We start from the raw sequence: 23,363 nt of genomic DNA, 5'->3' as shown, positions 1-23,363 counted from the left end.
GTTAGCGCAAACATTCAGCGATACGGCCAACGGGCGCCCGCCCCGGCGGGCACCCCGCGGGCATTTCCGGCCTGCCATTGAAAGCGCTTCCAGGCCGAGGGTGAGGAGAAATCCGTGGAAGACCCGAGAGCGTTCGATCGCCGTACCGTCCTGCGGACGCTGGCCGCGGTGCCGGTCGCCGCCGCAGGCGTCGCGGCCTGGCCGGGCGCGGCCGCGGCGGCTCCCGCCCCACCCGGCGGCCGCTACACGAACCCGCTGGTGCGGCAGCGCGCCGACCCGCACATCGTCCGGCACTCCGACGGCAACTACTACTTCACGGCGACGGTGCCGGAGTACGACCGGATCATCCTGCGCCGCGCCACGACCATCCAGGGCCTGGCCGGCGCGAGCGAACGGGTGATCTGGCGCAGGCACGCGTCCGGTGAGATGGCGGCGCACATCTGGGCGCCCGAGATCCACTTCATCGACGGCCGCTGGTACGTGTACTTCGCCGCCGGGCGGTCCGACGACATCTGGCGCATCCGGATGTACGTCCTGCAGAGCTCCGGCGCCGACCCGTTCACCTCGACCTGGACGGAGCTGGGCCGCCTGGTCACCCCGTGGGACACCTTCTCCCTGGACGCGACCACCTTCGCTCACAACGGGACGCGCTACCTGGTCTGGGCGCAGAGCCCGCCGGGCAGCGACATCAACTCCAGCCTCTACATCGCCCGCATGAGCAGCCCGTGGACCATCACCGGGACGCCCACGCTGCTGAGCACGCCGACGCTGCCGTGGGAGACGGTCGGCTTCAAGGTCAACGAGGGCGCCGCCGTGCTCGTCCGCAACGGGCGCGTGTTCATGACGTACTCCGCGAGCGCCACCGACGCGAACTACTGCATGGGCCTGCTCACCGCCTCGGCCTCGGCGAACCTGCTGAACGCCGCGTCCTGGAGCAAGAGCCCCACCCCCGTCTTCACCAGCAATGACGCGACGAGCCAGTACGGCCCGGGGCACAACTCCTTCACCGTCTCCGAGGACGGCCGGAGCGACATCCTCGTCTACCACGACCGCGACTACCGCGACATCAGCGGCGATCCGCTGAACGACCCGAACCGGCGCACGCGCGTCCAGAAGCTCTACTGGAACTCCGACGGCACGCCCAACTTCGGCATCCCGGTGAGCGACGGCGTGACCCCGTACCGGCTGTCGTCCTACAGCAGCCCCGGGCGCTACGTCCGCCACTACGACTTCCGGGCCAGGCTCGACGCGGACGTCGCCATGCTCGCCGACTCCCAGTTCAGGATCGTCCCCGGACTCAACGGCGACGGGACGGTGTCGCTCGAATCCGCCAACTACCCCGGGCACTACCTGAGGCACCGCAACTATGAGCTGTGGGTCGACCGGAACGACGCGACCGCGCTGTTCAGGGCCGACTCCTCGTTCCGGCAGCGGTCCGGGCTCGCCGACGCGGCCGGGATCTCGCTGGAGGCGGTCAACTTCGCCGGACGGTACGTCCGGCAGCGCTCCTCCCTCCTCTACCTGGAGACCGCCGACTCCTCCGCGGCCCGCGGCGACGCGACCTTCTACCTCGAATAGAACCCCGCCATCCCCGAAAGACCCCCGCCACTCGGATTGGACCCCGCGCATGGCTCCCGAACTGCGCAGACCGCTCCGCATCGCCGTCCTCACCGCACTGCTCGCGGCGCTCGCCCCCGTCCCCGCCGCCGCCGACCAGGCCACCGCGTATCAGGCCACCGCGTATCAGGCCGCCGCCCGCCAGGCCGAACGGCTCGACCGCGGTCTGATCAGCGTCCGGTCGGGCAACGGCAACTACGTCGGCTGGCGGCTGCTCGGCACCGAACCGTCCGGCACCGCCTTCGCCCTCTACCGCGGGTCGACACGCGTCGCCACCGTCTCCGGCTCCACCAACCACTGGGACGAGGGCGCGCCCGCGGGCGCGTCGTACACCGTCCGGCCGATCGTGAACGGCGCCGAGGGGTCCGCCTCCGAGGCGTCCCTCCGGTTCGGCGACGGGTACCTGGACGTCCCGATCCAGCCGCCCGGCTCCAACTACAGCGCCAACGACGCGAGCGTGGGCGACCTCGACGGCGACGGCCGCCTGGAGTTCGTGCTCAAGTGGGACCCGTCCGACGCCAAGGACAACTCCCAGAGCGGCTTCACCAGCAACGTCTACGTCGACGCCTACCGGCTGGACGGCGCCCGGCTGTGGCGGATCGACCTCGGCCGCAACATCCGCGCAGGCCAGCACTACACCCAGTTCCAGGTGTACGACTACGACGGCGACGGCCGCGCCGAGGTCGCGATGAAGACCGCCGACGCGACCGTGGACGGGACCGGCCGGGTCATCGGCAACGCCTCCGCCGACCACCGCAACTCCTCCGGGTACGTCCTCGCCGGGCCGGAGTACCTCACGATGTTCGACGGGCGGACCGGCGCCGCGCTCCAGACGGTCGACTACGTCCCCGCCCGCGGCAACGTCTCCTCCTGGGGCGACTCGTACGGCAACCGCGTCGACCGCTTCCTCGCCGGGACCGCCTACCTGGACGGCGTCCGCCCGAGCCTCATCATGGCGCGGGGCTACTACACCCGCAGCGTGATCGCCGCCTGGGACTGGCGGGACGGGCGCTTCACCCGCCGCTGGACGTTCGACACCAACAGCTCCACCAACGCCGGGCGGGGCTTCGACGGGCAGGGCTCGCACAGCCTGTCGGTCGGCGACGTCGACCAGGACGGCCGGGACGAGATCGTCTACGGCGCCATGACCGTCGACGACGACGGCCGCGGCCTCTGGACGACCCGCACCGGCCACGGCGACGCCCAGCACCTCGGCGACTTCGACCCCGCCCGTCCCGGGCTGGAGTACTTCAAGGTCAGCGAGTCCACCGGCCAGCCGTCGTCGCTGTACATCGACCCCCGCGACGGGCGGATCCTGTGGTCGACGTCCGCCTGCTGCGACAACGGCCGCGGCGTCGCCGGCGACATCTGGACGGGGCGCATCGCGTCCGAGTTCTGGTCGTCCTCGGTCTCGGAGCTGCGCTCCGTCACCGGGAACAACGCGGGCCGCAAGCCGTCCTCGGCCAACTTCCTCGTCTGGTGGGACGCCGACCCGGTCCGCGAGCTGCTGGACCGCACCCAGATCGACAAGTACGGGCCGTCCGGCGACACGCGGCTGCTGACCGCCTCGGGCGTGCACTCCAACAACGGCACGAAGGCCGTCCCGTCGCTGAGCGGCGACCTGCTCGGCGACTGGCGCGAGGAGGTCGTGTGGCCCACCACGGACAACACGCGGCTCCGCGTCTACACGACCCGCGACGTCACGGGCCGCAAGCTCCACACCCTCCTCCACGACACCCAGTACCGGACCGCCCTGGCCTGGCAGAACACCGCCTACAACCAGCCGCCGCACACGAGCTTCTTCCTCGGCGACGGCATGAGCGCCCCGCCGCAGCCCTCGATCTACGTCCCGTGACGGGGCCGGGACGCCCCTGATCACCGTGAACAGGTGACAACCGGGCGGATCGGCTGCCAGGCTTTCCTCGGTCCGGTGAAGGAACTCCGAGGAGGCGACGGCTGTGACCGTCTCGATGGTGAAGGGCCAGCGGATCTCGCTGGAGAAGCCCGGCGGTGTGCTGAGCATGGTCCGGATGGGGCTGGGCTGGGACGCGGTGAAGAAGAAGGGCTTCTTCGGCTCGCGGGAGCGGGAGATCGACCTCGACGCGTCCTGCGTGCTCTTCGCCGACGGGAGCATCGCCGACGTGGTGTACTTCGGCAAGCTCGTCAGCGACGACGGCTCGGTCCGGCACACCGGCGACAACCTGACCGGGGCGGGCGACGGCGACGACGAGTCGGTGATCGTCGACCTGGGCAGGCTCCCGGTGCACGTCACGTCGCTGGTGTTCACGGTCAGCTCCTTCAACGGGCAGACGTTCGACGAGGTCGAGAACGCCTTCTGCCGGCTCGTGAACGAGCAGGACGGCGGCGAGATGGCCCGGTACACGCTGACCGGCGGCGGCGCCCACACCGCGATGGTGATGGCCCGCGTCTACCGGCACGGCGACGGCTGGAAGATGAACGCGATCGGCGAGCCGTGCCACGGGCGCACGTTCGAGGACATGCTCCCGACGATCGCCGGTCTCGCCTGACCGCCGATGACCGAGCTCTCCCCGGGCGCCAACGTCGCCCTGCCCGACCGGCGGCTGACCGCCACGGTGTCCTGCGCCGTCCCCGTGGACGTGAGCGCCCTGCTCGTCGGCCCCGACCTGCGCGTCCGCTCCGACGCCGACCTGGTGTTCTTCAACGCCCCGGAGGCGCCGGGCGTGCGGTGGGCCGACGGCGGGGGGCGGCAGCGCGTGCGGCTCGACCTGGACACGGTGCCCGCCGACGTCCACGCGGTGCTGGTCGCGGTGAGCCTGTCCGGGGCGGGGTCGTTCGGGGCGATGCCGCCGCCGCAGGTCAGGCTGGCGGGGGACGGCGACGAACCGGCGGCCCTGTTCACCGTCCGGGGGCTGGGCCCCGAGAAGGCGATCATCGGGCTGGAGATCTACCGCAGGTCCGGGCAGTGGAAGGTGCGCGCCGTCGGGCAGGGCTACGCCGGCGGGCTCGCCGAGCTGGTCGAGGCGCACGGCGTCGAGGTGGACGACCCGGGCGAGGACGCGGGCATGGGCACCGCCCCGGCCGGCCCGGCGGTGGGCGCACCACCCCCGGCCCAGCCGCCGCCGTCCGCACAGCCGCAGCCCGTACCGCCGCCGCGCACGCAGCCGCCGCCGGCCCAGCCGCCCCCGCGGCCGACGCCGCAGCAGGCGCCGGCCCCGCAGCCGCCGCCCTCCTCGGAGGTCGGCTACCTCGAACGGTGCTGGCTGGTCTGGGAGGACGCCAGCCGCTCGCTGGCCTCGTTCCGCGCCGCCACCGAGCACGCGCTGCGGCTCCGCAACGAGGAGATCGCCGGCCGGGCGCCGCGCGGCCGGTTCGACGAGCTGATGCGGGCTGCCGACGAGCGGCTGCGCGCCGACGCCGCGCAGCTGCGCGACGAGCTGGCCCGGGTGGAGCCGCACGTCACCGCCGAGGTCGCGCCGTTCGACGCGCCGTCCTGGCTGACCTGGCGGCCGGGCACCGACCTGGCCGAGGGGATGCTGGTGGGGCGGCTGAGCACCGAGGAGCTGCCCGGCCTGCGGATACCGCTCGTCCTGCGGATGCCGTGGCGGCGCGGCGTGTGGGTCTCGCGCGGCACGATGCCCGGCGACTCGGCCGCCTACGCCTGGTCGCTGGTGACCCGGTTCCTGGCCGCCGTCCCGCCCGGCCTGGCGGGCCTGGAGGTGATCGACGCGGCGGGCCTGTCGGGCGCGGGCTGGCTGCACGGCTTCGACCCGGTCACCAGTGCCCGCCTGCTGGGCGGCGGGGTGGCCACCGGCCCGGCGGCGTCCGAGCGGCTCCGCCGGCTGCTCGACCTGGTGGACCTGCGGCGCATCGGCGGCGACCTGCCCGCCGCGGCGGCGGAAGGCCCGCCGGTGCGGCTGGTGGTGATCCTCGACGCGGGCGCCGCGGTCGCGGGGGAGGAGGCGCACCACGTGCTGCGCCTCGTCGAGGACGGCCCGCTCGCCGGCGTCCCGGTGCTGCTCGTCGAGACCGACACCCCCGCCGCGGAGACGGTGCGCGCCATCCGCGTCCGGCAGTCCTGCAACGACCTCCCGTCCAGCGAGGGCATGATCGGCGACTCGTGGGTCGGCGCGGGCTGGAACCTGACCCCGGAAGTCCTCCCGGACACCGTCGCGGGCACCCGCGCCCCGGCCCTCCTCACCCACGTCCTCACCGCCCACGCCCGCTCCATAGCCGCCCACGACTAGCCCCCGGCCGGCCGGGTTCCGGTCCGGTGGTCAGGGGAGGGCGGCGAGTTTGCGCTGGAGCAGTGCGCGTTCGCGTTCGTTGGCGGTGAGGCCCGCGGCGCGCTCCAGCTCGGCGCGGGCCTCGGCGGTGCGGCCGAGGCGGGCGAGCAGTTCGCCGCGGACGCTGGGCAGGAGGTGCGAGTCCCGCAGCGCGCCGGACTCCGCGAGCCCGTCCACGATCCGCAGGGCCGCGGCCGGGCCGTCCGCCATGGCGACCGCGACCGCGCGGTTGAGGTCGACGACCGGGGACGGGGCGAGCCGGCCGAGCGCCTCGTAGACGACGACGATGCGCTCCCAGTCCGTCTCCTCGACCGACGGGGCGACGGCGTGGCACTCGGCGATCGCGGCCTGCAGCCCGTAGGCGCCGAGCCCGCGGCCGGCCTGCTCCGCGCGGGCGAGGGCGGCGCGGCCGCGGCGGATCGCGGCGCGGTCCCAGCGGCGGCGGTCCTGGTCCTCCAGCAGCACCGGCTCGCCGTCCGGGCCGGTGCGGGCGGGAACCGCGCCGCGGTCAGCTCCAGCAGCGCCAGCAGCCCGTGGACCTCGGGCTCGTCCGGCACCAGCCGGGACAGGACGCGGGCGAGCCGCTGCGCCTCGCCCGCGAGGTCGAACCGGATCAGGTCGCCGCCCGAGCTGGCCGTGGACCCCTCGGTGAAGATGAGGTAGACCGCGCTGAGCACCGAGCCGAGCCGCTCGCGCCGGTCCTCGGCGGGCGGCACCTCGAACGGCACCCGCGCGGCCGCGAGGGTCTTCTTCGCCCGGGTGATGCGGGCCTGCACGGTGGCGGTCGGGACGAGGCACGCGCGGGCGACCTCGTCGCTGGTCAGGCCGCCGACGACGCGCAGGGTGAGCGCCACCCGCGCCTCCCGCGACAGCACGGGATGGCAGGAGACGAACATCAGCGCGAGCAGGTCGTCGTCGATCCGGTCCGGATCCCACAGCACGTCCGCGGCCTCCCCGGCCGGATCGGCGGGGGAGCTCCCCGAGGCGGCGCCGCCCTCGCCCAGGTCGCGGGCGAGGGCGGCGTACCGGTCGTCCAGGGCGGCGCGGCGCCGGAACGCGTCGATCGCGCGGCGCCGGCCGACGGTGAGCAGCCAGCCCGTCCGGTTGCGGGGGACGCCGTCGCGCGGCCAGGTCACCAGGGCCTCGGCGAGCGCCTCCTGCGCGAGGTCCCCGGCCAGCGCGAAGTCGCCGGTGTAGCGCGCGAGCGCGCCGACGATCCGCGCGGACTCGATCCGCCAGACGGCGGCGACGGCCTCCCGGCCCGTGTGCTCGCCCGTGTGGTCGCCCATGTCGCGCCGTCCCGCTCGGATCGACACGGCCGCGGAACTTTTTTCGAGAACCGCGGCCGTGCCGTCTGACCGGGGAAGGCGCCGCGGCCGGTCAGTCGATGGAGCAGTGGTCGACCACGTTGCCGGAGGTCTGGCGGGGGATCGTCGCGCTCGGTGGCGGTGGCTGGGCGCCGTGCGGGGACGTCCAGTGCTCGAGGGCCTCGAAGGCTGTGCGCATGCAGGGGAGGAGCGGGCGCATCCGGTCCTGGAACATGTCGTACTCCAGGTCCAGGTGCGAGGCGCCTTCGATCCGGTAGTAGCGGTGCAGGCGACCCCTGCCCCGCTCCCGGATCTTCGCGGCGTACGCGTCGCCGTGCACTCGGATCGGCAAGAGGGTGTCCAGCGTTCCGTGCACCGTGATCATCGGCTTGCCGATGCGGCCGGTGTGGCCGAGGCTCCGCACCGTCCGGTGGACGCTCTCCGGACGGGTGGAGTAGCGGTAGTCGGTGTCGCAGTTGGGCGTACCGCTCTCGCAGTACGGGATGCCCGCCTCCAGGTCGCCGTCATAGGACGGGTCGACCTCCTCGCGGTAGATGCGCTGCGTGCCGTCCCAGAGGACGTTGTAGTTGAAGTCCCAGAGGAACTCCGAGCCCCGGGCGAAGCCGGCCTTCACCATCGCGGCGTGGGCCCCGCGGTCGCCGGTGTCCCGGTACCCGGGGTAGTTGCGCAGCGCCACCGGCAGGTAGGTCAGCGCGTTCGGCGCGTTGTCGCGCGGCCAGTACGTGCCTTCGGAGTCGATGCCGCCGTCGTACAGCTCGGGATGGTTCTCCAGGGCCCAGCGCACCAGCTGCCCGCCGTTGGAGATGCCGGCCGCGTACGTCCTGCGCGGGGCCTTCCGGTAGTGGCGGGCCACGGTCGCCTTGGCGGCGATGGTGAGCTGGGTCATCCGGTGGTACCACTCCCGGACGGCGTCGCCGGGGCGCCTGCCGTCCTTGTAGAACTCGTTGCCGTTGTTGCCCTTGTCGGTCGAGGCGTAGGCGTACCCCTTGGCCAGCACCCAGTCGGAGATGGTGAAGTCGTTGGCGTACTGGAGGCGGGTCCCGGGCGCCCCGGCGACCACCAGGCCGCCGTTCCAGTGCTTCGGGAGCCGGATCACGAACTGCGAGTCGTGGTTCCAGCCGTGGGTGGCGTTGAACGCGGAGTCGTCCCGGAAGTAGCCGTCGATCTGGACGCCCGGCACGCCGCTCGGATTGCGGGTGGCGGCCGCGTGCAGTCCCGTCCACTGCGCGGGTTCGGTGTGGCCCGACTCCACCGTGCCGGCGGTGGTCAGGTCCGCCAGGCAGGCCGCGGTCTGCCGTTGCGCTCCGGGCACGTGGACGCGGTCCATGCGGGGGCAGCGGGTGTCCGCGTGCACTGGCGGCACGACGGCTACTAGCGGTGCCACCAGGAACGGGACCGCCGCGGCCGAGACGGACGATCTGCGAAGGACGGGCATGTGCGGCTCCCTGGGGGGGATCGGACCGGTCGGTCGGGCCCTTGCTGGACGCCATGCTGTGCGACCCGTGACGGGCCGGGCCACGTCGCCGGACACCACTCTTGATCGGCGTCCTGTGGCGTGCGCGTCCATGCGATGCCGGGCTGGATCCAGGCTGGTCACCGCGGCCTTCCTCCGGCGCTCCGGTTTCGCGCGCCGGCCCGAGGGGCGGTGTGGCGCCGCTTCATACGGGGCCGCCGGAAAGTGTGCTCCGGTCGCCTGTTCGCTCTCCCGGGCGCCACCTAGCGTTCACCGACACGGCGTCCCGGGTGCGGCCCGGATCACGCCATGACGCGCGAGGAGGTCGCATGGGAGGGGGGCCGGCGGAGGACGGGCGCGGTGCCGGGCCCGGACCCGCCCCGGTGCTGAGGGCGCGGGGCCTGGTCAGGGAGTTCCGCGGTTTCCGCGCGGTGGACGGCGTCGACCTGGACGTGGCCGAGGGCGGCGTGCACGCGCTGGTCGGTCCGAACGGCGCCGGCAAGACCACCCTGTTCAACCTGCTCACCGGCTTCCTGAAGCCGTCCGCCGGCAGCGTGCTGCTGGAGGAGCGCCGGGAGCTGGCCGGGCGCAGCCCCGAGGCGATCAGCCGGCTCGGCGTGGCGCGCTCGTTCCAGATCACCAGCCTGTTCGCCGAGCTGACCCCGCACCAGCACGTCGAGCTGGCGCTGGCGAGCGGCACCGGCATCGGCTGGCGGTTCTGGCTGTCGGACCGGCGGCTCGGCCGCTTCGCCGGGCGCGCCGAAGAGCTGCTCGCCCAGGTAGGGCTCGCCGATCTGGGCGGCGTCCCGGCGGGCTCGCTGTCGTACGGGCGCAAGCGGGCGCTGGAACTGGCGCTGGCCCTCGCGCTCGACCCGAAGGTGCTGCTGCTCGACGAGCCGACCGCCGGGATGGGCGTGGAGGACGTCGACCGAACGATCGAGCTCATCCGCAAGATCCGCGCGGGCCGCACCGTCGTGCTCGTCGAGCACAACATGAACGTGGTCGCGAGCCTCGCCGACAGGGTGACCGTCCTGCAGCACGGCAGGGTGCTGGCCGAGGGCCCGTACGCCGAGATCCGCCGCGACCCGCGCGTCATCACCGCCTACCTCGGAGACGCCCATGCTGAGCGTTGACCGCCTGTCGGCCTGGTACGGCGAGGCGCAGGCCCTGCGCGAGGTGTCGATGCGGGTGGACGAGGGCGAGATCGTCACGCTCGTCGGCCGCAACGGCGCGGGCAAGACCACGCTGCTGCGCTGCCTGATGGGGCTGCACGGCTCCTACGGCCGGACGGCGGGCGCGATCTCCCTGTCCGGCGAGGACGTCACCGGCCTCGACCCGCACCGCCGGGCCCGCCGCGGGCTGGGCTTCGTCCCGGACGACCGGGGCGTCTACGCGACCCTCTCGGTGGAGGAGAACCTGACGCTCCCGCCGCGGGCGAGGTCCGCGGGCGCGGGCGGCCCGGAGCCGTGGTCGCTGGAGCAGGTGTACGAGACGTTCCCCATGCTGCGCGAGCGGCGCCGGTTCCCCGGGACGAAGCTGTCGGGCGGCGAGCAGCAGATGCTCGCGCTGGCGCGGGTGCTGCGGACGGGCGCCCGGCTGCTGCTGTGCGACGAGCCCACCGAGGGGCTGTCGCCCCTGATCGTCGCGCAGATCGGCGACATCCTCCGCGAGGTCAAGGCCGCCGGAGTGACCGTCCTGCTGATCGAGCAGAACGTCCACTTCGCCGTCACCGTCGCCGACCGCCACTATCTGCTCGCCGAGGGCCGGATCGTCGAGTCGCTCGGCAACGACCAGGTCCGCGAACGCGAGCACGAGCTACTCGAATACCTCGGAATCTGACGATCCGCCGACCGCCTGGGAACAGAGGAGAGACCTGATGAGACTCATGGGCTGGACCGGCGGCCTCGCCGCCGCCGGACTGCTGCTGGCCGCGTGCGGGGGCGGGCCGTCCGGCGGCGGCGGCGCGATCAGCGACGACAAGATCGTGCTGGCCGTCCTGAACGACCAGTCCGGCATCTACGCCGACACCTCCGGCCGCAAGACGGTCGAGGCGGTGCGGATGGCCGTCGCCGACTTCAAGGCGAAGTACGGCGACGACGCGGTGACCGGCCAGATCGAGGTCCTGTCCGCCGACCACCAGAACAAGCCGGAGATCGCCAACTCCAAGGCGCAGGAGCTCTACGACCGGCAGCAGGCCGACGTCATCCTGGACGTGCCGACCTCGTCGGCCGCGTTCGCCGTCGCGAACATCGCCAAGACGAAGAAGAAGGTGTTCATCGACGTCGGCGCCGCGAGCACCGAGCTGACCGGCAAGCAGTGCAACAAGTACACGTTCCACTACGGCTACAACAGCTACATGCTCGCCCACGGCACCGGCACCGAGGTGACCAAGGACGGCGCCGAGAGCTGGTACATCATCTACCCGGACTACGCGTTCGGTGAGGACATGCAGAAGACCTTCACGACGGCGATCGAGGCCGCCGGCGGCGGCGTGGTCGACACCGATCCGACGAAGTTCCCCAACGACAACTTCTCCACGTTCCTGCTCAAGGCGCCCGGCCTCGACCCGAAGCCGAAGGTGCTCGGCACCATGCACGCCGGCGGCGACCTGATCAACCTGGTGAAGCAGTACAACGAGTACAAGCTCAAGGACAAGGGCGTCGGCCTCGCGGTCGGGCTGCTGGTCATCACCGACATCGAGTCGCTCGGACCGGACGCGCTGGCCGGGACCCGCTACACCGACATGTGGTACTGGAACCTCGACGGGAAGTCCCGCGCCTGGGCCGACGAGTTCCAGGCCAAGGCAGGCCAGCGTCCCACCTCCAACATGGCGGGCAACTACTCCGCAGCCCTGCAGTACCTGGAGGCCGTGCAGCGCGGCGGCACCGACGACTCCGACAAGGTGGTCGCGGAGCTGGAGGGCCACCGGTTCGAGGACATGTTCGCCCGCAACGCCACCATCCGCGCCGAGGACCACCTGCTGCTCCACGACGCGTACCTGGGTCAGGTGAAGCCGGCCGGCGAGGTCGAGGAGGAGTGGGACTTCATCGAGGTCCTCAAGACCATCCCGGCGGCGGAGGCGTTCCAGCCGCAGCCCGACGAAGCCTGCGACCTGTAGGCGGCGGCGTGCTCCAGCAGGCTTTCAACGGGTTGGTGGGCGGGGCGTTCTATGCCCTGCTCGCCCTCGGCCTGGCCGTCATCTTCGGGATGCTCGGCGTGGTCAACCTCGCCCACGGCGCGTTCTACATGCTCGGCGCCTTCGGGGCGTTCATCGCGCTCGACTCGTTCGGCCTGAACTTCTGGGTGTCGCTGACGCTCGTCCCGCCGCTGCTGGGCGTGGGCGGGATCGTCCTGGAGCGGCTGTTCATCCGGCGGCTGACGCCGCTCGACCCGCTCTACAACCTGCTGTTCACGTTCGGGCTCGGGCTGATCCTCCAGGACGTCGTGAAGCGCGAGTACGGGGTGAACTCCCAGCCGTACCCGAGGCCGTCCGGGCTGGACGGCACGATCGACCTGGGGCTGTTCACCTATCCCGCCTACCAGGTGTTCGTGCTGGGGATATCGGCCGCGGTCTGCGTCGCGGTGTGGCTCGTCCTCACCCGGACCCGGGTCGGGATGATCGTCCGGGCGGCGACCGAGCGGCCCGAGCTGACCCGGGCGCTGGGCATCGACGTCGGCCGGTGGGTGACCCCGGTGTTCGGCTTCGGGATCGCGCTGGCCGCGTTCGCCGGGGTGCTGGCCGCGCCGATGCGGGCGATCAACCCGCTGATGGGCGCCGACCTGATCATCACCGTGTTCGCGGTGGTGGTGATCGGCGGGCTGGGCTCGGTGTTCGGCTCGGTCGTCGCGGGCTTCGCCATCGGGGTGGTGTCGGCGCTCGGCAACCTGTACGTGCCGGCGCTGTCGCAGACCCTGGTGTTCATCCTCATGGCCGCCGTGCTGCTGTGGCGCCCGGCGGGGCTGTTCGGGCGCGAGGAGGCGTTCCGGTGATCCTGTCCAGGCTGGCCCGCTCGGGCCGCGGCGGGACGGCGCTGCTCGTCGCCGGCCTGCTCACCGCGCTCGCGCTGCCCTGGCTGATCTACCCGCCGGTGGCGCTGGACATCGCCTGCTGGGCGCTGTTCGCCGCGGCGGTGGACCTGCTGCTCGGCTTCACCGGGCTGCTGTCGTTCGGGCACGCCGCCTTCTGGGGCGGGTCGGCCTACTGCACCGGCCTGATCGCGCTGCACACCGGCCTGCCGTTCCCCGTCGCGATCGCGGGCGGCGCGGCGTTCGCGGCGCTGCTGGCGCTGCCGATCGGCTTCCTGTCGGTGCGGCTGACCGGCATCTACTTCGCCATGGTCACCCTGGCCTTCGCCCAGATGATCTACTTCATCGCCAACCAGTGGCGGGACGTCACGGGCGGGGAGAACGGGCTGCAGGGCATCCCCCGGGAGCTGTTCGGCCTCGACCTGTCCGACCCGTTCTACTTCTACTACGCGGGCCTGCCGTTCGCGCTGGCCGGGCTGTTCGCGGCCTGGCGCATCGTCCGCTCCCCGTTCGGGCGGGTGCTGGTGTCCATCCGCGACAACCCCGCCCGGGCCCGCGCGCTCGGCTATCCCGTCGACCGGTACAGGCTGCTGGCGTTCGTGCTGTCCGCGGCGCTCGCCGGGACGGCCGGGGGCGTGTTCGCCATCGGCCACGGCTTCGCCTCCCTGGAAGGGGTCTACTGGACCACGTCCGGGCAGGTCGTGATGATGGTCATCCTCGGCGGCATCGGCACGCTGTGGGGCGGCGCCATCGGCGCGGCGCTGATCGTCCAGCTCCAGGACTACCTCGCCACCGCCGGGTTCCAGGAGACCGGGATCGTCACCGGCACGATCTTCGTCGTGATCGTGCTGCTGTTCCGCCGCGGCATCTGGGGGACGGCCGCCCGGCTCCCCGCCTTCCGGCGCGCGGCGGCGGCCCGTGCCGCGGACGGTGACGAGTCCGAACCCAGGAAGCCCGTGGACACGCCTGTCTGACCGGGCCGGCCCCGGCTGGCCGTGAAGTCAGCCCTGCGGGCCCTGGAGGTGCTGCAGCCGCAGCGCCAGCCGGATCTCCAGGGCCCGCCCGGGCTCCTGCCAGTCCGCGCCGAGCAGCCGCCCGACGCGGTTGAGCCGCTGGTTGACGGTGTTGACGTGGATGTGCAGCCGCTCGGCGGTCCTGGACGGGCTGCCGCCCGCGTCGAAGTACCCCTCCATCGTCCGGACGAGGGACGTGCCGCGCCGGGCGTCGTAGTCGAGGACCGGGCCGAGCGTCGCCCGCAGGAAGCCGCCGACGTCGCGGTCGGCGCCGATCAGCAGGCCGACGAAGCCGAGCTCGCGGGCGTCCGCGGCGCCGTCCCGGCGGCCGAGCGCGACCAGCGCGTCGGCGCAGCGCCGCGCCTCCCGGTGGGCGGCGGGCACGCGGGCGGGATCGCGCACCGGCCCGGCCGCGCCGACCGCGGCGGGCTCCGCGAGCGCGGCGCCGAGTTCCTTCGCGACCCGCTTGGCCGCCTCGCCGGGCTCGTCCCCCGGCAGCAGGAGCACGACCTCCTCGCCGTGGACCGCCGCCAGCCCGTGCGACACCGCGGCGTGCGAGGCCGCCCAGAACGCGGCGCGCCTGCGCTGCTCCGGCGAGGGGCACCGCGCGACCAGCACGACGTGCGCGGCCGTCAGGTCCACGTTGACCTTGCGCGCCCGGGCCTCGGCCGCCCCGGTGCCGTCCACGCGCCCGCCCAGCAGGTCGTCCAGCAGCTCGCCGCGGACCCGGCCCTCGGCCTCCGTCGCGCTGTGCCGCAGCAGCATCAGCAGCGCGGTGACCAGCGCGGCGCGCTCCAGGATGCGCCGATCGGCGTCGGAGACCTCCGCCGCCGTGCGCAGCACCAGCGCGCCGAGCACCTCGTCGCCGGTGGTGACCGAGGCGACCCACAGGTCGCCGCGCCGGACGGCGCGCCCCCGCGTGCGGGCGGAATGCGCGGCGGCCATGACGGCGGAGCACTCGTCCTCGCCGAGCGGCGCCGGGTCGCCGGAGGCGGCGACGGGGCGGCCGCCGGCGTCCAGGATGTGCAGGGACCCGCCCAGGACCTCGGTGACCACCGCGGCCACCTCCCCGGCGCCGCCGCCGCGCACGACCAGGGCGGTGATGCGGTCGTGCGCCTGGGCGGCGCGCTCGACGGCCGCGCCCCGGGCCCTGTCCTTCGCGGCGGTGCGGCTCAGCTCCGCCAGCGCGGCGCGGGTCTCCTGCAGCAGCCGGGCGTTGTCGATGGCCACGGCGGCGTGCGCGGCCAGCGATCCCAGCAGCACCGCCTTCTCCTGGTCGAACGGCCGCTCGCTGCGGTTGGCCGCGTACAGCACGCCGATCACCCGGCTGCCGGTCCGCATCGGCACGCCCAGGATCGCGACCAGGCCCTCCTCGGCCACCGCCTCGTCGATGAACGTCCGGTGCCGGAACTGCGGGTCCTTCAGGTAGTGGTCGGTGCTGTAGGGCATCGCGGTCTGCGCCACCAGCCCGCCGAGCCCGTCGCCCAGCGGGACCCGCAGCCGCCGGAACGCCGCCGAGACCGCGCCGTCGGTCACCCGCATGCAGGTGTCGCCGCCCTCACCGCCGCCGGGGCGGCCGCCGTCCGCCATGTAGTCGTCGTTCAGCGTCATGTAGGCGATGTCGGCGTTGAGCAGTCGCCGGGCGCGGTGCACGATCGCCTCCAGGATCGCGTCGTGGTCGCGCAGCGCGGCCAGGTCCCCGGCGGTGTCGAACAGCGCGGCCAGCTCGGCCTCGCGGCGCGCGTAGCGCTGCATGATGGCGCGGACGCGCAGCGCCGCGAGCTGGGCGGCCTCCAGCTCCGCCAGCGTCTCGGGTCCGGCGCCCGCCGCGCGGGCCGCCACCAGCGGCCCCTCGAACTCGGCGGGGGACGCCTCGCGGGCGAGCAGGTCGAGGAAGACGGCGGCGGGCGTCGGGGTCGTGGTCGGGTTCAGCGTCACTGCCCAGTTCATCGGTGCTCCGTCCGTCCGTGTCCGATCCGTCAGCGGGGGGTGGGCGTCACAGCGAGATGCCTCCGTCCACGGGCAGCACGACGCCGGTGATGTAGGACGCCTCCTCGGAGGCCAGGAACGCCACGGCGCCGGCGATCTCGGCCGGGTCGGCGAAGCGGCCCATCGGGATCTCGGCGGTCAGCCGGGCCAGCGTGTCCGCCGGGATGGAGGCGGTCATGCGGGTCCGCGCGTTGGGCGAGATCGCGTTCACCGTGATGCCGAACCGCGCGAGCTCCTTGGCCGCCGTCTTGGTGAACCCGATGATCCCGGCCTTGGCCATGGCGTAGTTGGACTGGCCCGGATTGCCGCGCAGCCCGGTGTAGGAGGTGACGTTGATGATCCGCCCCCCGCCCTGCCGCCGCAGGTGCGGGACCGCGGCGCGGGTGAACCGGAAGGTGCCGCCGGCGTGGACCGCCATGACCGCCTCGTAGTCGTCGTCCGAGAGCTTCCACAGCACGCCGTCGCGCAGGATGCCCGCGTTGTTGACGAGCACGTCGATGCGGCCGGCGGCGGCCACCACCCGGTCCATCACGCCGGTGACCTGGGCGGTGTCGGACACGTCGGCGACGAGGCCGGTCGCGCCGGTCTCGTCCTCGGCGGCCCTGACCGCGGCGGCGTCGGAGTCGACCAGGTACACCGTCGCGCCGGCGTTGTGGAAGTGCTCCCCGACGGCCCGGCCGACGCCGCGGGCCGCGCCGGTGACGACGACGGTCCGCCCGGTGAAGTCGAACGTCAGATCCGCCATCGCGGCACCCGTCCCTTCCGCCTGAACTAACTAAGCGCATAGTCAGCATTGGGCCGGGTCTTGTCAACCGCTGATCACCAAGTCGGCGGATCAGGTGGGGCCGGTGATCAGCGGCCGGGAGGGGCCACCAGCTTCAGCGCGAGGTCGGCGTAGAACTCGCCGAGCTGCTCGGGGGAGTCGTCGCCGTCGAGCCGGTACCAGCGGACGAGGTCGATGCTCAGCGACAGCATCGCCCGCGTGACCCGCTTGACGTCGACCCGCGCGAACGACCCGTCGTCGACCCCGCGGACGACGGCGGCGCGGAAGAACTCGTTGGTCCGGTGGCGCAGTTCCAGCACCTCGTCGTAGTGCTCGGCCGTCAGCCCGGCGAGCTCCATCTGGCAGACGCGCGCGACCACGTGGTGCCGGGCGTGCCACGCGGTGTACGCCGCGATGACGGCGCGGAGCCGGTCCGCCGAGTCCTCCACCGCGACGATCGACGGCTCCTGGACGCACGCGAGGGCCCGCTCGTGGCCGACGCGGATGATCTCGTAGAGGACCAGTTCCTTCGACGGGAAGTGCACGTAGAGCGCCGCCGGGCTGAGGCCCACGCCCTCGGCGATGTCGCGCGTGGTGGTGGCGTGGAAGCCGTTCGCGGCGAAGCAGCGCACCGCCGATGTCAGCAGGCCGCGCTGCACGTCCCCGAGATCCTCCCTCCAGAGGTCGGGGGAGTGGTCCCGCAGGCGGGGGTCGCGCGCCAAGTCCTGTGCGGTGAATCGGGCCTGCCGTCTGGCCATCCGCGTCCCTCGCTCCGTCGCCGTCCGATGCCCGGTCCCGAAGCGGCTCGCGACGGCGTCCGCGCACGTCGCCGCCATGAACGCACTCGCCCGTGACCCTTGACATCGGCATTCTAACGTGGTGACTATGCGCTTATTCACTTTACCGGTGACCCGATGAACAGCCAGAACACTCCCGCCGGAGGACGACGATGACGGAGCCGACCACCGTGGCCGAGGGCCTTCGCTTCCTGGAGTCGCCGCGCTGGCGCGACGGGCGGCTCTGGTGCTCCGACTTCTACACCCACGAGGTCATGTCCATGCGCGAGGACGGATCCGACCTGCGGGTGGAGGCCACCGTCCCCGGGCAGCCGTCCGGGCTCGGCTGGCTCCCGGACGGGCGCCTGCTGGTCGTCTCCATGCGCGACCGCAGGATCCTGCGCCGGGAGGCCGACGGGACGCTCGCCGTCCACGCCGACCTCGCCGAGCACGCGACCGGGCACGTCAACGACATGGTCGTCGACGGACAGGGCCGCGCCTACGTGGGCGACTTCGGCTTCGACCTGATGGCCGGCGATCCGCTGGAGACGGCCGCGCTGCACCGGGTCGACCCGGACGGCGGCGTGACGCAGGTGGCCGACGACCTCTGGTTCCCCAACGGCGCCGTCATCACTCCGGACGGCGTGCTCGTGGTGGCGGAGACGTTCGGGAACCGCATCACCGCGTTCGACGTCACGGGCGGCGGCGACCTGGAGGGCCGGCGGACGTGGGCGGAGTTCGGGCCGCTCCCGGCCGACCGCGGGGTCGCGGAGATGCTCGCGCAGCTGCGGGTCGCCCCCGACGGCGTCTGCCTCGACGCCGAGGGCGGCCTCTGGGTGGCGGACGCCATCGGCGACCGCCTCGTGCGGGTGCTCGACGGCGGCGAGATCACGGACGAGATCAAGCCGGGCTCGCCGGTGTACGCGTGCGGCCTGGGCGGCGCCGACGGCAGGACGCTGTACGCCTGCGCCGCACCCGACTTCCACGAGGCGGCCCGCAAGGCGGCGACCGAGGCCCGCATGCTCGCCATCCGGGTCACCGTCCCGGCCGCGGCGTCCTAGCGGCGGAACACCGGCCCGCCGAGTCCGGACGACGGAGAGGCGGGGGCGGCCGGAACGGCCCCCGCCTCGCCTGCCGCTCCGGGCTACCGGGCGAACGCCTGGAGCTCGGCGGCGCGGACGAGGCCGGCCCACCGGGCGGCGGTGCCGCAGTCGGTGGCGGAACGCGGGTCGTTGTCCTGCTCACCCGCGTACGCCGGGGCGCCGGTGCACTGGCTGGAGACCACCTGCAGCCGCAGGTGCGTCGCCTTGACGTCCCTCAGGTCGAACGACCGGAGGTTGATGTCGGGTGCCGTGGGCCGCGGCCGGTCGGCGGGGAACGCGTCGGACGGGCTGGTGTAGACGGTGCGGTACGACCCGTCCGCCGCGCAGTCGGCCCGGGTGGAGTCGCAGGCCAGCACCTTGAACGCCCGCAGCGCGGTGAACCGGTTCTGCGCGGTGTTCGCGCCCTCCGGGTCGCTCGCCACGGTCGGCCGCAGCATCGCGCTGACCTGGATCCGGCCGACCTTGACCGGGCGGTCGCCCGCCAGGTCGACGGTCACCTGCCGGTCGGCGACCGGGGCCTCGACCGACTGCCAGTTGGTCGCCTCGGTCTCGTCCAGCAGCGCCCCCTGGGACTGCCCGTCACCGGCGGCGGTCGCGCCGTTGGCGCTCGCGGCGAGGTTGCGGTGCATCGTCACCGGCAGCGACTTCTGCCCGGCGCCGATCGTCGCCGTGAACTTCTTGTGCCCGAAGCCGGCGCCCACCGCGACGAAGGAGTAGCGGCCGGGCGCGATCGCGAACGTGGCGCCGAGCGGCGTCGCCGGGTCGGTGTCGGCCACCGGGACGGCGCGTGCCTCGTAGTCGCCCACGTAGAGCCGGACCGCCCCGTCCTTGGCATCGCCGCGCGGCTTCAGCGTGACGCCGGCGTTGCGCGACATCGGGGACGCGAAGCTCGGCACCGGGTCCGCGTCGGCCGGGCCCGCGCTGGACGCCGCCTCTCCCAGGCCGTGCCGGGCGAAGACCTTCCACATCAGCTCGTGGTTCTTCCCGCCGAACCGGATGGTGTCGGCGGCGAGCAGCGCGTCGCGGTGGTCGACGTAGCTGACCGCTCCGCTGGCCATCAGCAGCAGCGCGTCCATGGACAGCTGCGCCCACCGCCGGTTGCCCGGGCACTCGGCGGCGTCGACCTTGCCGTCGGCGCACTTCCGCTGCAGCGCGGCGCTGCCGTCGCCGTACCGCCGGACGAACGCCTCGCGGAGGTCGAACTGGGTGGCGGTCCAGATCTCGCCGTCCGCGTGGACCTGCGTCCCGACGAGGTCGTAGCCGATGTCGCCGTAGTTGAGCGGGCTGCGGCTCATGTCGTAGTTGCGGATCCCGGCGCGCGGCTCCCCGGTGACGTAGGCGCCGATGACGTACGGCGTCCGGCCGGGCGGGCGGAACCCGTACTCGCTGAGGTACTCCATGGCGAGCAGGTCGGAGGTGCTCTCGTTCATCGCCCCGGCCTGCGGGCCGCTCCACCCGGCGTCCGGGCCGGCGACCATGCGTCCGGAGATGGCGTGCGAGTACTCGTGCCCGATGACGGTCATGTCGAAGTCGCCGTCCACGCACGGCGAGTAGAACGCGCCCGCGATCGGCTGCCACAGGTACATGTTGGTGATCGGGGCGATCCCGTCGGGGAACGTGATCTGGTTCGCGTTGTCGCGGATGCTGGGGAACCGCGCCCCGGCCTGCGCGTTGCCCTGCTCGGGGTCGCCGCCGAGGCCGCCGCGGTCGCCGTTGTCGGCCTGCATGTTCCACGCCGACTCGGTGAAGCCGAGCCGGTAGGACCAGTCGTGCATGCGGTTGTGCTGGACGAAGAGGTTGGAGATGGCCGCTTCGAGGTCGGCCTCCTGCGGGCTGTCCAGCGTCGCCGGGTCGCACTTGCTCTTGTACCACTGGTTGCCCCAGCGGTAGGTGTACGCGCGGTCCGGTCGGGGGGCGTTGGTGCGGGTCCCGACGGTGAAGGGGTCGTCGCTCGCGCGGTTGTCGTACGAGCGGGCCGCGTTCCCCAGGCTGGTGTGGGTCGACTCTCCGGTCGCCGGGTCGACGTCCCAGGCGTTCCCGTTCGAGGGGTCGCCGCCGACGACGAAGCTGCACCCGCGGGCGGGCGTGTAGCACCACGTCCGCCGGGTGTCGCGGGACGAGTAGTCGCCGGGCGGCGTGGCCGGGAACACCGACCAGCGCGGGTCGTCGCTGTCGTGGTCGACGAGGTTCTCCCGCACCAGCACCGCGCCGGACCGGGCGTCGACGTGGGACGTGACGGCCTTCGGCTCCGCGGCCGACGTGTCCATGAGCGTGACCTGGTAGGCGCTGCGGACGCCGTCGGCGGTGGGCACCGCGACGAGCCGGACCCGGCGGGTGGCGCCGTCCGAGACCGTAATGCCCGCGTCGCGGGCCGCCGCGGCGACCGCGTCCTCCTCGGAGAGCGTGGCGGACGGCGGGGCGCCGCCGTCCCGGGACAGGGACGAGGTGACCGAGACGACCTCGTCGCCGCGCACGCCGACGGCCACCAGCCCGTCGTGGCCGGCGGGCAGATCGCCGAAGCGCTGGCGCAGCAGCACGGCGGCGCCGTCGCCGATCGGGTTGACCGCGACCTTCTCCAGCGCGGTGACGGCCGGCGCGTCCAGGCCGAAGAGGTCCCGGTTGCCGGCCAGGTAGGCGCGCGCCGCCTTCTCCGGCCCGCCGGGCAGGCCGTCGGCCAGGGCGCCCGTGCCGGTCACCGAGGCGGGGGTGCCGAACCTGTTCCACCGGACCGTCACGTCGCGGGCGGCGCTCTTCTGCCGGGCGGTGGGGGCGAGCGCGCCGCCGCGCGCGTCCTTGTCGGGCGGCTCCACGTGCTCGCCGGGCGGTTCCGGCCGGGGAGCCGAGCGTTCGGCCTGGGCGGGGGTCGCGAGCCCGATGGTCAGGAGAGTTCCAGTGACCGCCGCGGCTGTCGCGGCGGTCCAGCGGGTCCTGGGCACCATTGCCTCCTGGGGGACGGGCGGATGGCCCGTGGAGGGTCGGCCGGTCGGTCATCCGGCCGTTGAAGAGACAAGCAGTGCCCCGGACCCCCAACTATGGCGAATTGGCACATCAACCCCATATGGCCGAAAGTCGGTGTTCGCCCTTGACAGCGGCTGTTTCGCATGGTTGCCGAGTACAGCGGGACGAAAGTGCGCGATTCACGCATGACGCCCGGAGGCCCGGTGGAAGGAACCGGCCAGGTCCCGCGGGTGCGGGGCGGCCGGTGGAGGTCAATGACGACCGGATCGTGATCACGTGGCTACACGGTGCACATAACCCTTACGGTTCGGTGAGGCCGTGCAGGTCAGTAGACGTAGAACGTGTTCTTATGCCCGTCGCGGTAAGCAAGTTGTTCCTTGCGGGCGGTGATCATCGGGATAACCATGGCGCTGAGCGCTGAGAATCTCATGATTCGGAAGGTGGTGTATGGGCCGCTGTTGCGCAGTGCACCCGACCTCGGAATGCTCATGATCGCCCGCATCTGATCGACTTCTCCTGCACCGTACGGCCGACCCGTGAAAGCGGACATCATGACGGATGATTTGCTGTCCCTGTCGACGGACGAGTTCATCGCCGGGATCGACGCGGTCGCGTCGAAATTCGATTCGGCGGCCTATCCGCAGCAATACCTCCCCGCCGAGGACTGGGCGCTCCTGGTCAGGGCCGGAGTCCTGCTCCCGACCCTGCCCTCGCGGTACGGCGGCCGCGACAGCCACGTCGAGATGTGCCGGGCCGTGGAGACCGCAGCCGAGTGGAACCTGGCGCTCGGCGTGTACGTGATCGTCAACACCGCGCTCGCGCTCCTGCCGGTCGTGAAATGGGCCGGCGAAGAGGCCCAGGAGGAGATGCTGCCGCTGTTCAGCGGCGGTGATCCGCTGCGGGCGGGCCTCGCCGCCACCGAACCGGGCGCCGGGTCGGCCCTGTCCGCCATGACGACCGCCTTCGAGGAGGTCGACGGCGGCTACCGGATCCGCGGCCGCAAGCACTGGCAGGCGCTCAGCTCCTCCGCGCACTGGTGGCTGGTCGTCGCGAAGCACGAGCACCGCCGCGAGTACGGCTACTTCATCGTCCGGCGCGACGAGGGGTTCCGCACCGTCCAGCTCTACGACGCGCTCGGCCTGAAGCTGCTCGACTACGGGGTCAACGACATCGACGTGACCGTGCCGCGGCACCGGCGGATCGAGGCCGAGGAACGGGGCGTGGACTCGGTCGACCTGTTCCTGGCCTCGCGGTCGCTGCTGGCGGCGGCGGGGGCCGGGTTCCTGCGGCGCATCAGCCGGGAGGCGCACGCGTACGCGGACGGCCGCCGGATCGGGCGCAAACGGCAGTCCAAGATCGGCTTCGTCCGCTACCGGCTCGCCGCCATCGACGCGTCCGCCACCATCTGCGAGGCGTTCAGCCACTACCTGCAGACGGAGCTGGACCTCAAGGGCGACATGACCCCGGCGTTCCCGGCCGTCCAGGCCCTCAAGACCGTCGCCACGGAGCGGATCGTCCGTGCGGCGCAGAACTACCAGCAGCTGACCGGCGGTGAAGGGTACCGCTGCGGGTCGCCCACCAACATCGCCGGCCAGGCGTTCCTCGACTCGCGGGTCTTCACCGTCTTCGACGGCAACAACGACATGCTCAGCCAGCAGCTCGCCGCGCACTGCCTGACCCGGCGGGGCGGCCTGCCGCTCAGCGAGTTCCTGGCCGGCTGGCCGCTCACGGCGCCCGCCGTCGACACGCTCAAGACGGACCTGACCTTCCTCGACCGGCCCCTGGACCAGTCGCACCAGGTCCTCGCGGGCCGCGCCATCGGCTACCTCTTCGCGGTGACGAGCGTCCTGAAGTGGGCCGAGGAGACCGGGGCCGACCCTGGGCGGCTCTGGCCCGCCGTCGAGTTCCTCCGTCACGACATCGCCGGCGTCGCCGCCGAGTTCCGGCTGATGGCCAGCGGGATAGTCGGCGACCAGGGCCCGGCGGAGCCGGTCGGCGCCGGGACCGGGCGGCCCTTCCCGTTCGCCGGTTCCGACCTGACCGGGACGGGGTGAGGTCCCGCCCTGCCGACC

17 protein-coding genes and 1 pseudogene are annotated in these 23,363 nt (G+C 73.0%); 11 read left to right on the top strand and 7 right to left on the bottom strand.

Going from position 1 to position 23,363, the window contains the following annotated elements; genetic code table 11:
• Positions 1-114 precede the first annotated feature (114 nt).
• The 4 genes from E1266_RS16825 (at position 115) to E1266_RS16810 (ending at position 5,843) form a co-directional block, all read left to right on the top strand.
• Positions 115-1,578, top strand: a complete 1,464-nt coding sequence (locus E1266_RS16825) for a family 43 glycosylhydrolase (RefSeq protein WP_132047951.1) — start codon at positions 115-117, stop codon at positions 1,576-1,578.
• Positions 1,579-1,627: 49 nt separating this feature from the next.
• Positions 1,628-3,472, top strand: a complete 1,845-nt coding sequence (locus E1266_RS16820) for a rhamnogalacturonan lyase (protein WP_132047949.1) — start codon at positions 1,628-1,630, stop codon at positions 3,470-3,472.
• A gap of 103 nt (positions 3,473-3,575) precedes the next feature.
• Positions 3,576-4,145, top strand: coding sequence for a TerD family protein (locus E1266_RS16815; RefSeq protein WP_132047947.1), 570 nt, complete (start codon positions 3,576-3,578; stop codon positions 4,143-4,145).
• 6 nt (positions 4,146-4,151) lie between these two features.
• Entirely contained in the window at positions 4,152-5,843 is a 1,692-nt protein-coding gene (locus E1266_RS16810; protein ID WP_132047945.1) for a TerD family protein, read from the top strand.
• A gap of 30 nt (positions 5,844-5,873) precedes the next feature.
• Here E1266_RS16810 and E1266_RS16805 read toward each other — a convergent pair.
• Both E1266_RS16805 and E1266_RS16800 read right to left on the bottom strand, forming a co-directional pair.
• Positions 5,874-7,171 (bottom strand): annotated as a pseudogene (locus E1266_RS16805) (DUF6596 domain-containing protein).
• A gap of 91 nt (positions 7,172-7,262) precedes the next feature.
• Positions 7,263-8,645 (bottom strand): tannase/feruloyl esterase family alpha/beta hydrolase, encoded by a 1,383-nt coding sequence (locus E1266_RS16800; RefSeq protein ID WP_132047943.1) that lies wholly within the window; start codon positions 8,643-8,645, stop codon positions 7,263-7,265.
• Between the two features lie 347 nt (positions 8,646-8,992).
• Here E1266_RS16800 and E1266_RS16795 point away from each other — a divergent pair, with 347 nt between their 5' ends.
• Genes E1266_RS16795 through E1266_RS16775 form a run of 5 tightly spaced genes read left to right on the top strand, consistent with a single transcriptional unit; the run spans position 8,993 to position 13,663 of the window.
• Positions 8,993-9,796: an ABC transporter ATP-binding protein gene (locus E1266_RS16795; RefSeq protein WP_132047941.1), complete on the top strand. Its 804-nt coding sequence runs from the start codon at positions 8,993-8,995 to the stop codon at positions 9,794-9,796.
• Positions 9,783-10,502, top strand: a complete 720-nt coding sequence (locus tag E1266_RS16790; protein ID WP_132047939.1) for an ABC transporter ATP-binding protein — start codon at positions 9,783-9,785, stop codon at positions 10,500-10,502. The genes E1266_RS16795 and E1266_RS16790 overlap by 14 nt, the downstream gene beginning before the upstream one ends.
• A 37-nt stretch (positions 10,503-10,539) precedes the next feature.
• Positions 10,540-11,781, top strand: a complete 1,242-nt coding sequence (locus E1266_RS16785) for an ABC transporter substrate-binding protein (protein ID WP_207945697.1) — start codon at positions 10,540-10,542, stop codon at positions 11,779-11,781.
• A gap of 8 nt (positions 11,782-11,789) precedes the next feature.
• A complete protein-coding gene (locus E1266_RS16780) occupies positions 11,790-12,653 on the top strand; it encodes a branched-chain amino acid ABC transporter permease (protein WP_132047937.1) in 864 nt (287 codons plus the stop codon).
• A complete protein-coding gene (locus E1266_RS16775) occupies positions 12,650-13,663 on the top strand; it encodes a branched-chain amino acid ABC transporter permease (protein WP_207945696.1) in 1,014 nt (337 codons plus the stop codon). The genes E1266_RS16780 and E1266_RS16775 overlap by 4 nt, the downstream gene beginning before the upstream one ends.
• 27 nt (positions 13,664-13,690) lie before the next feature.
• On the opposite strand, the gene E1266_RS16770 is transcribed toward E1266_RS16775, so the two are convergent.
• The 3 genes from E1266_RS16770 to E1266_RS16760 all read right to left on the bottom strand — a co-directional run bounded on the left by E1266_RS16770 (position 13,691) and on the right by E1266_RS16760 (position 17,212).
• Positions 13,691-15,652: a GAF domain-containing protein gene (locus tag E1266_RS16770; RefSeq protein WP_132047933.1), complete on the bottom strand. Its 1,962-nt coding sequence runs from the start codon at positions 15,650-15,652 to the stop codon at positions 13,691-13,693.
• A gap of 46 nt (positions 15,653-15,698) precedes the next feature.
• Positions 15,699-16,436, bottom strand: a complete 738-nt coding sequence (locus tag E1266_RS16765) for an SDR family oxidoreductase (protein ID WP_132047931.1) — start codon at positions 16,434-16,436, stop codon at positions 15,699-15,701.
• Between the two features lie 107 nt (positions 16,437-16,543).
• A complete protein-coding gene (locus E1266_RS16760; RefSeq protein WP_132047929.1) occupies positions 16,544-17,212 on the bottom strand; it encodes a TetR/AcrR family transcriptional regulator in 669 nt (222 codons plus the stop codon).
• A gap of 191 nt (positions 17,213-17,403) precedes the next feature.
• Between E1266_RS16760 and E1266_RS16755 the strand changes: the two genes are divergently transcribed.
• A complete protein-coding gene (locus E1266_RS16755; protein WP_132047927.1) occupies positions 17,404-18,291 on the top strand; it encodes an SMP-30/gluconolactonase/LRE family protein in 888 nt (295 codons plus the stop codon).
• 83 nt (positions 18,292-18,374) lie between these two features.
• Here the strand turns inward: E1266_RS16755 and E1266_RS16750 are convergent, their stop codons facing one another.
• Positions 18,375-21,272 carry a M36 family metallopeptidase gene (locus tag E1266_RS16750; RefSeq protein ID WP_132047925.1) on the bottom strand — a complete coding sequence of 966 codons (2,898 nt, stop codon included), beginning with the start codon at positions 21,270-21,272 and terminating at the stop codon, positions 18,375-18,377.
• Between the two features lie 344 nt (positions 21,273-21,616).
• A complete protein-coding gene (locus E1266_RS38035) occupies positions 21,617-21,793 on the bottom strand; it encodes a hypothetical protein (RefSeq protein ID WP_165966112.1) in 177 nt (58 codons plus the stop codon).
• 49 nt (positions 21,794-21,842) lie between these two features.
• Here E1266_RS38035 and E1266_RS16745 point away from each other — a divergent pair, with 49 nt between their 5' ends.
• Entirely contained in the window at positions 21,843-23,345 is a 1,503-nt protein-coding gene (locus tag E1266_RS16745; protein ID WP_132047923.1) for an acyl-CoA dehydrogenase family protein, read from the top strand.
• The last annotated feature ends 18 nt before the right edge of the window (positions 23,346-23,363 follow it).

This window comes from Actinomadura sp. 7K534 (assembly GCF_004348575.1).
GTDB classification, from domain to species: domain Bacteria; phylum Actinomycetota; class Actinomycetes; order Streptosporangiales; family Streptosporangiaceae; genus Spirillospora; species Spirillospora livida.
Note: the sequence above shows the minus strand (reverse complement) of the source record. Positions and strands in the feature narration are given on the sequence as shown.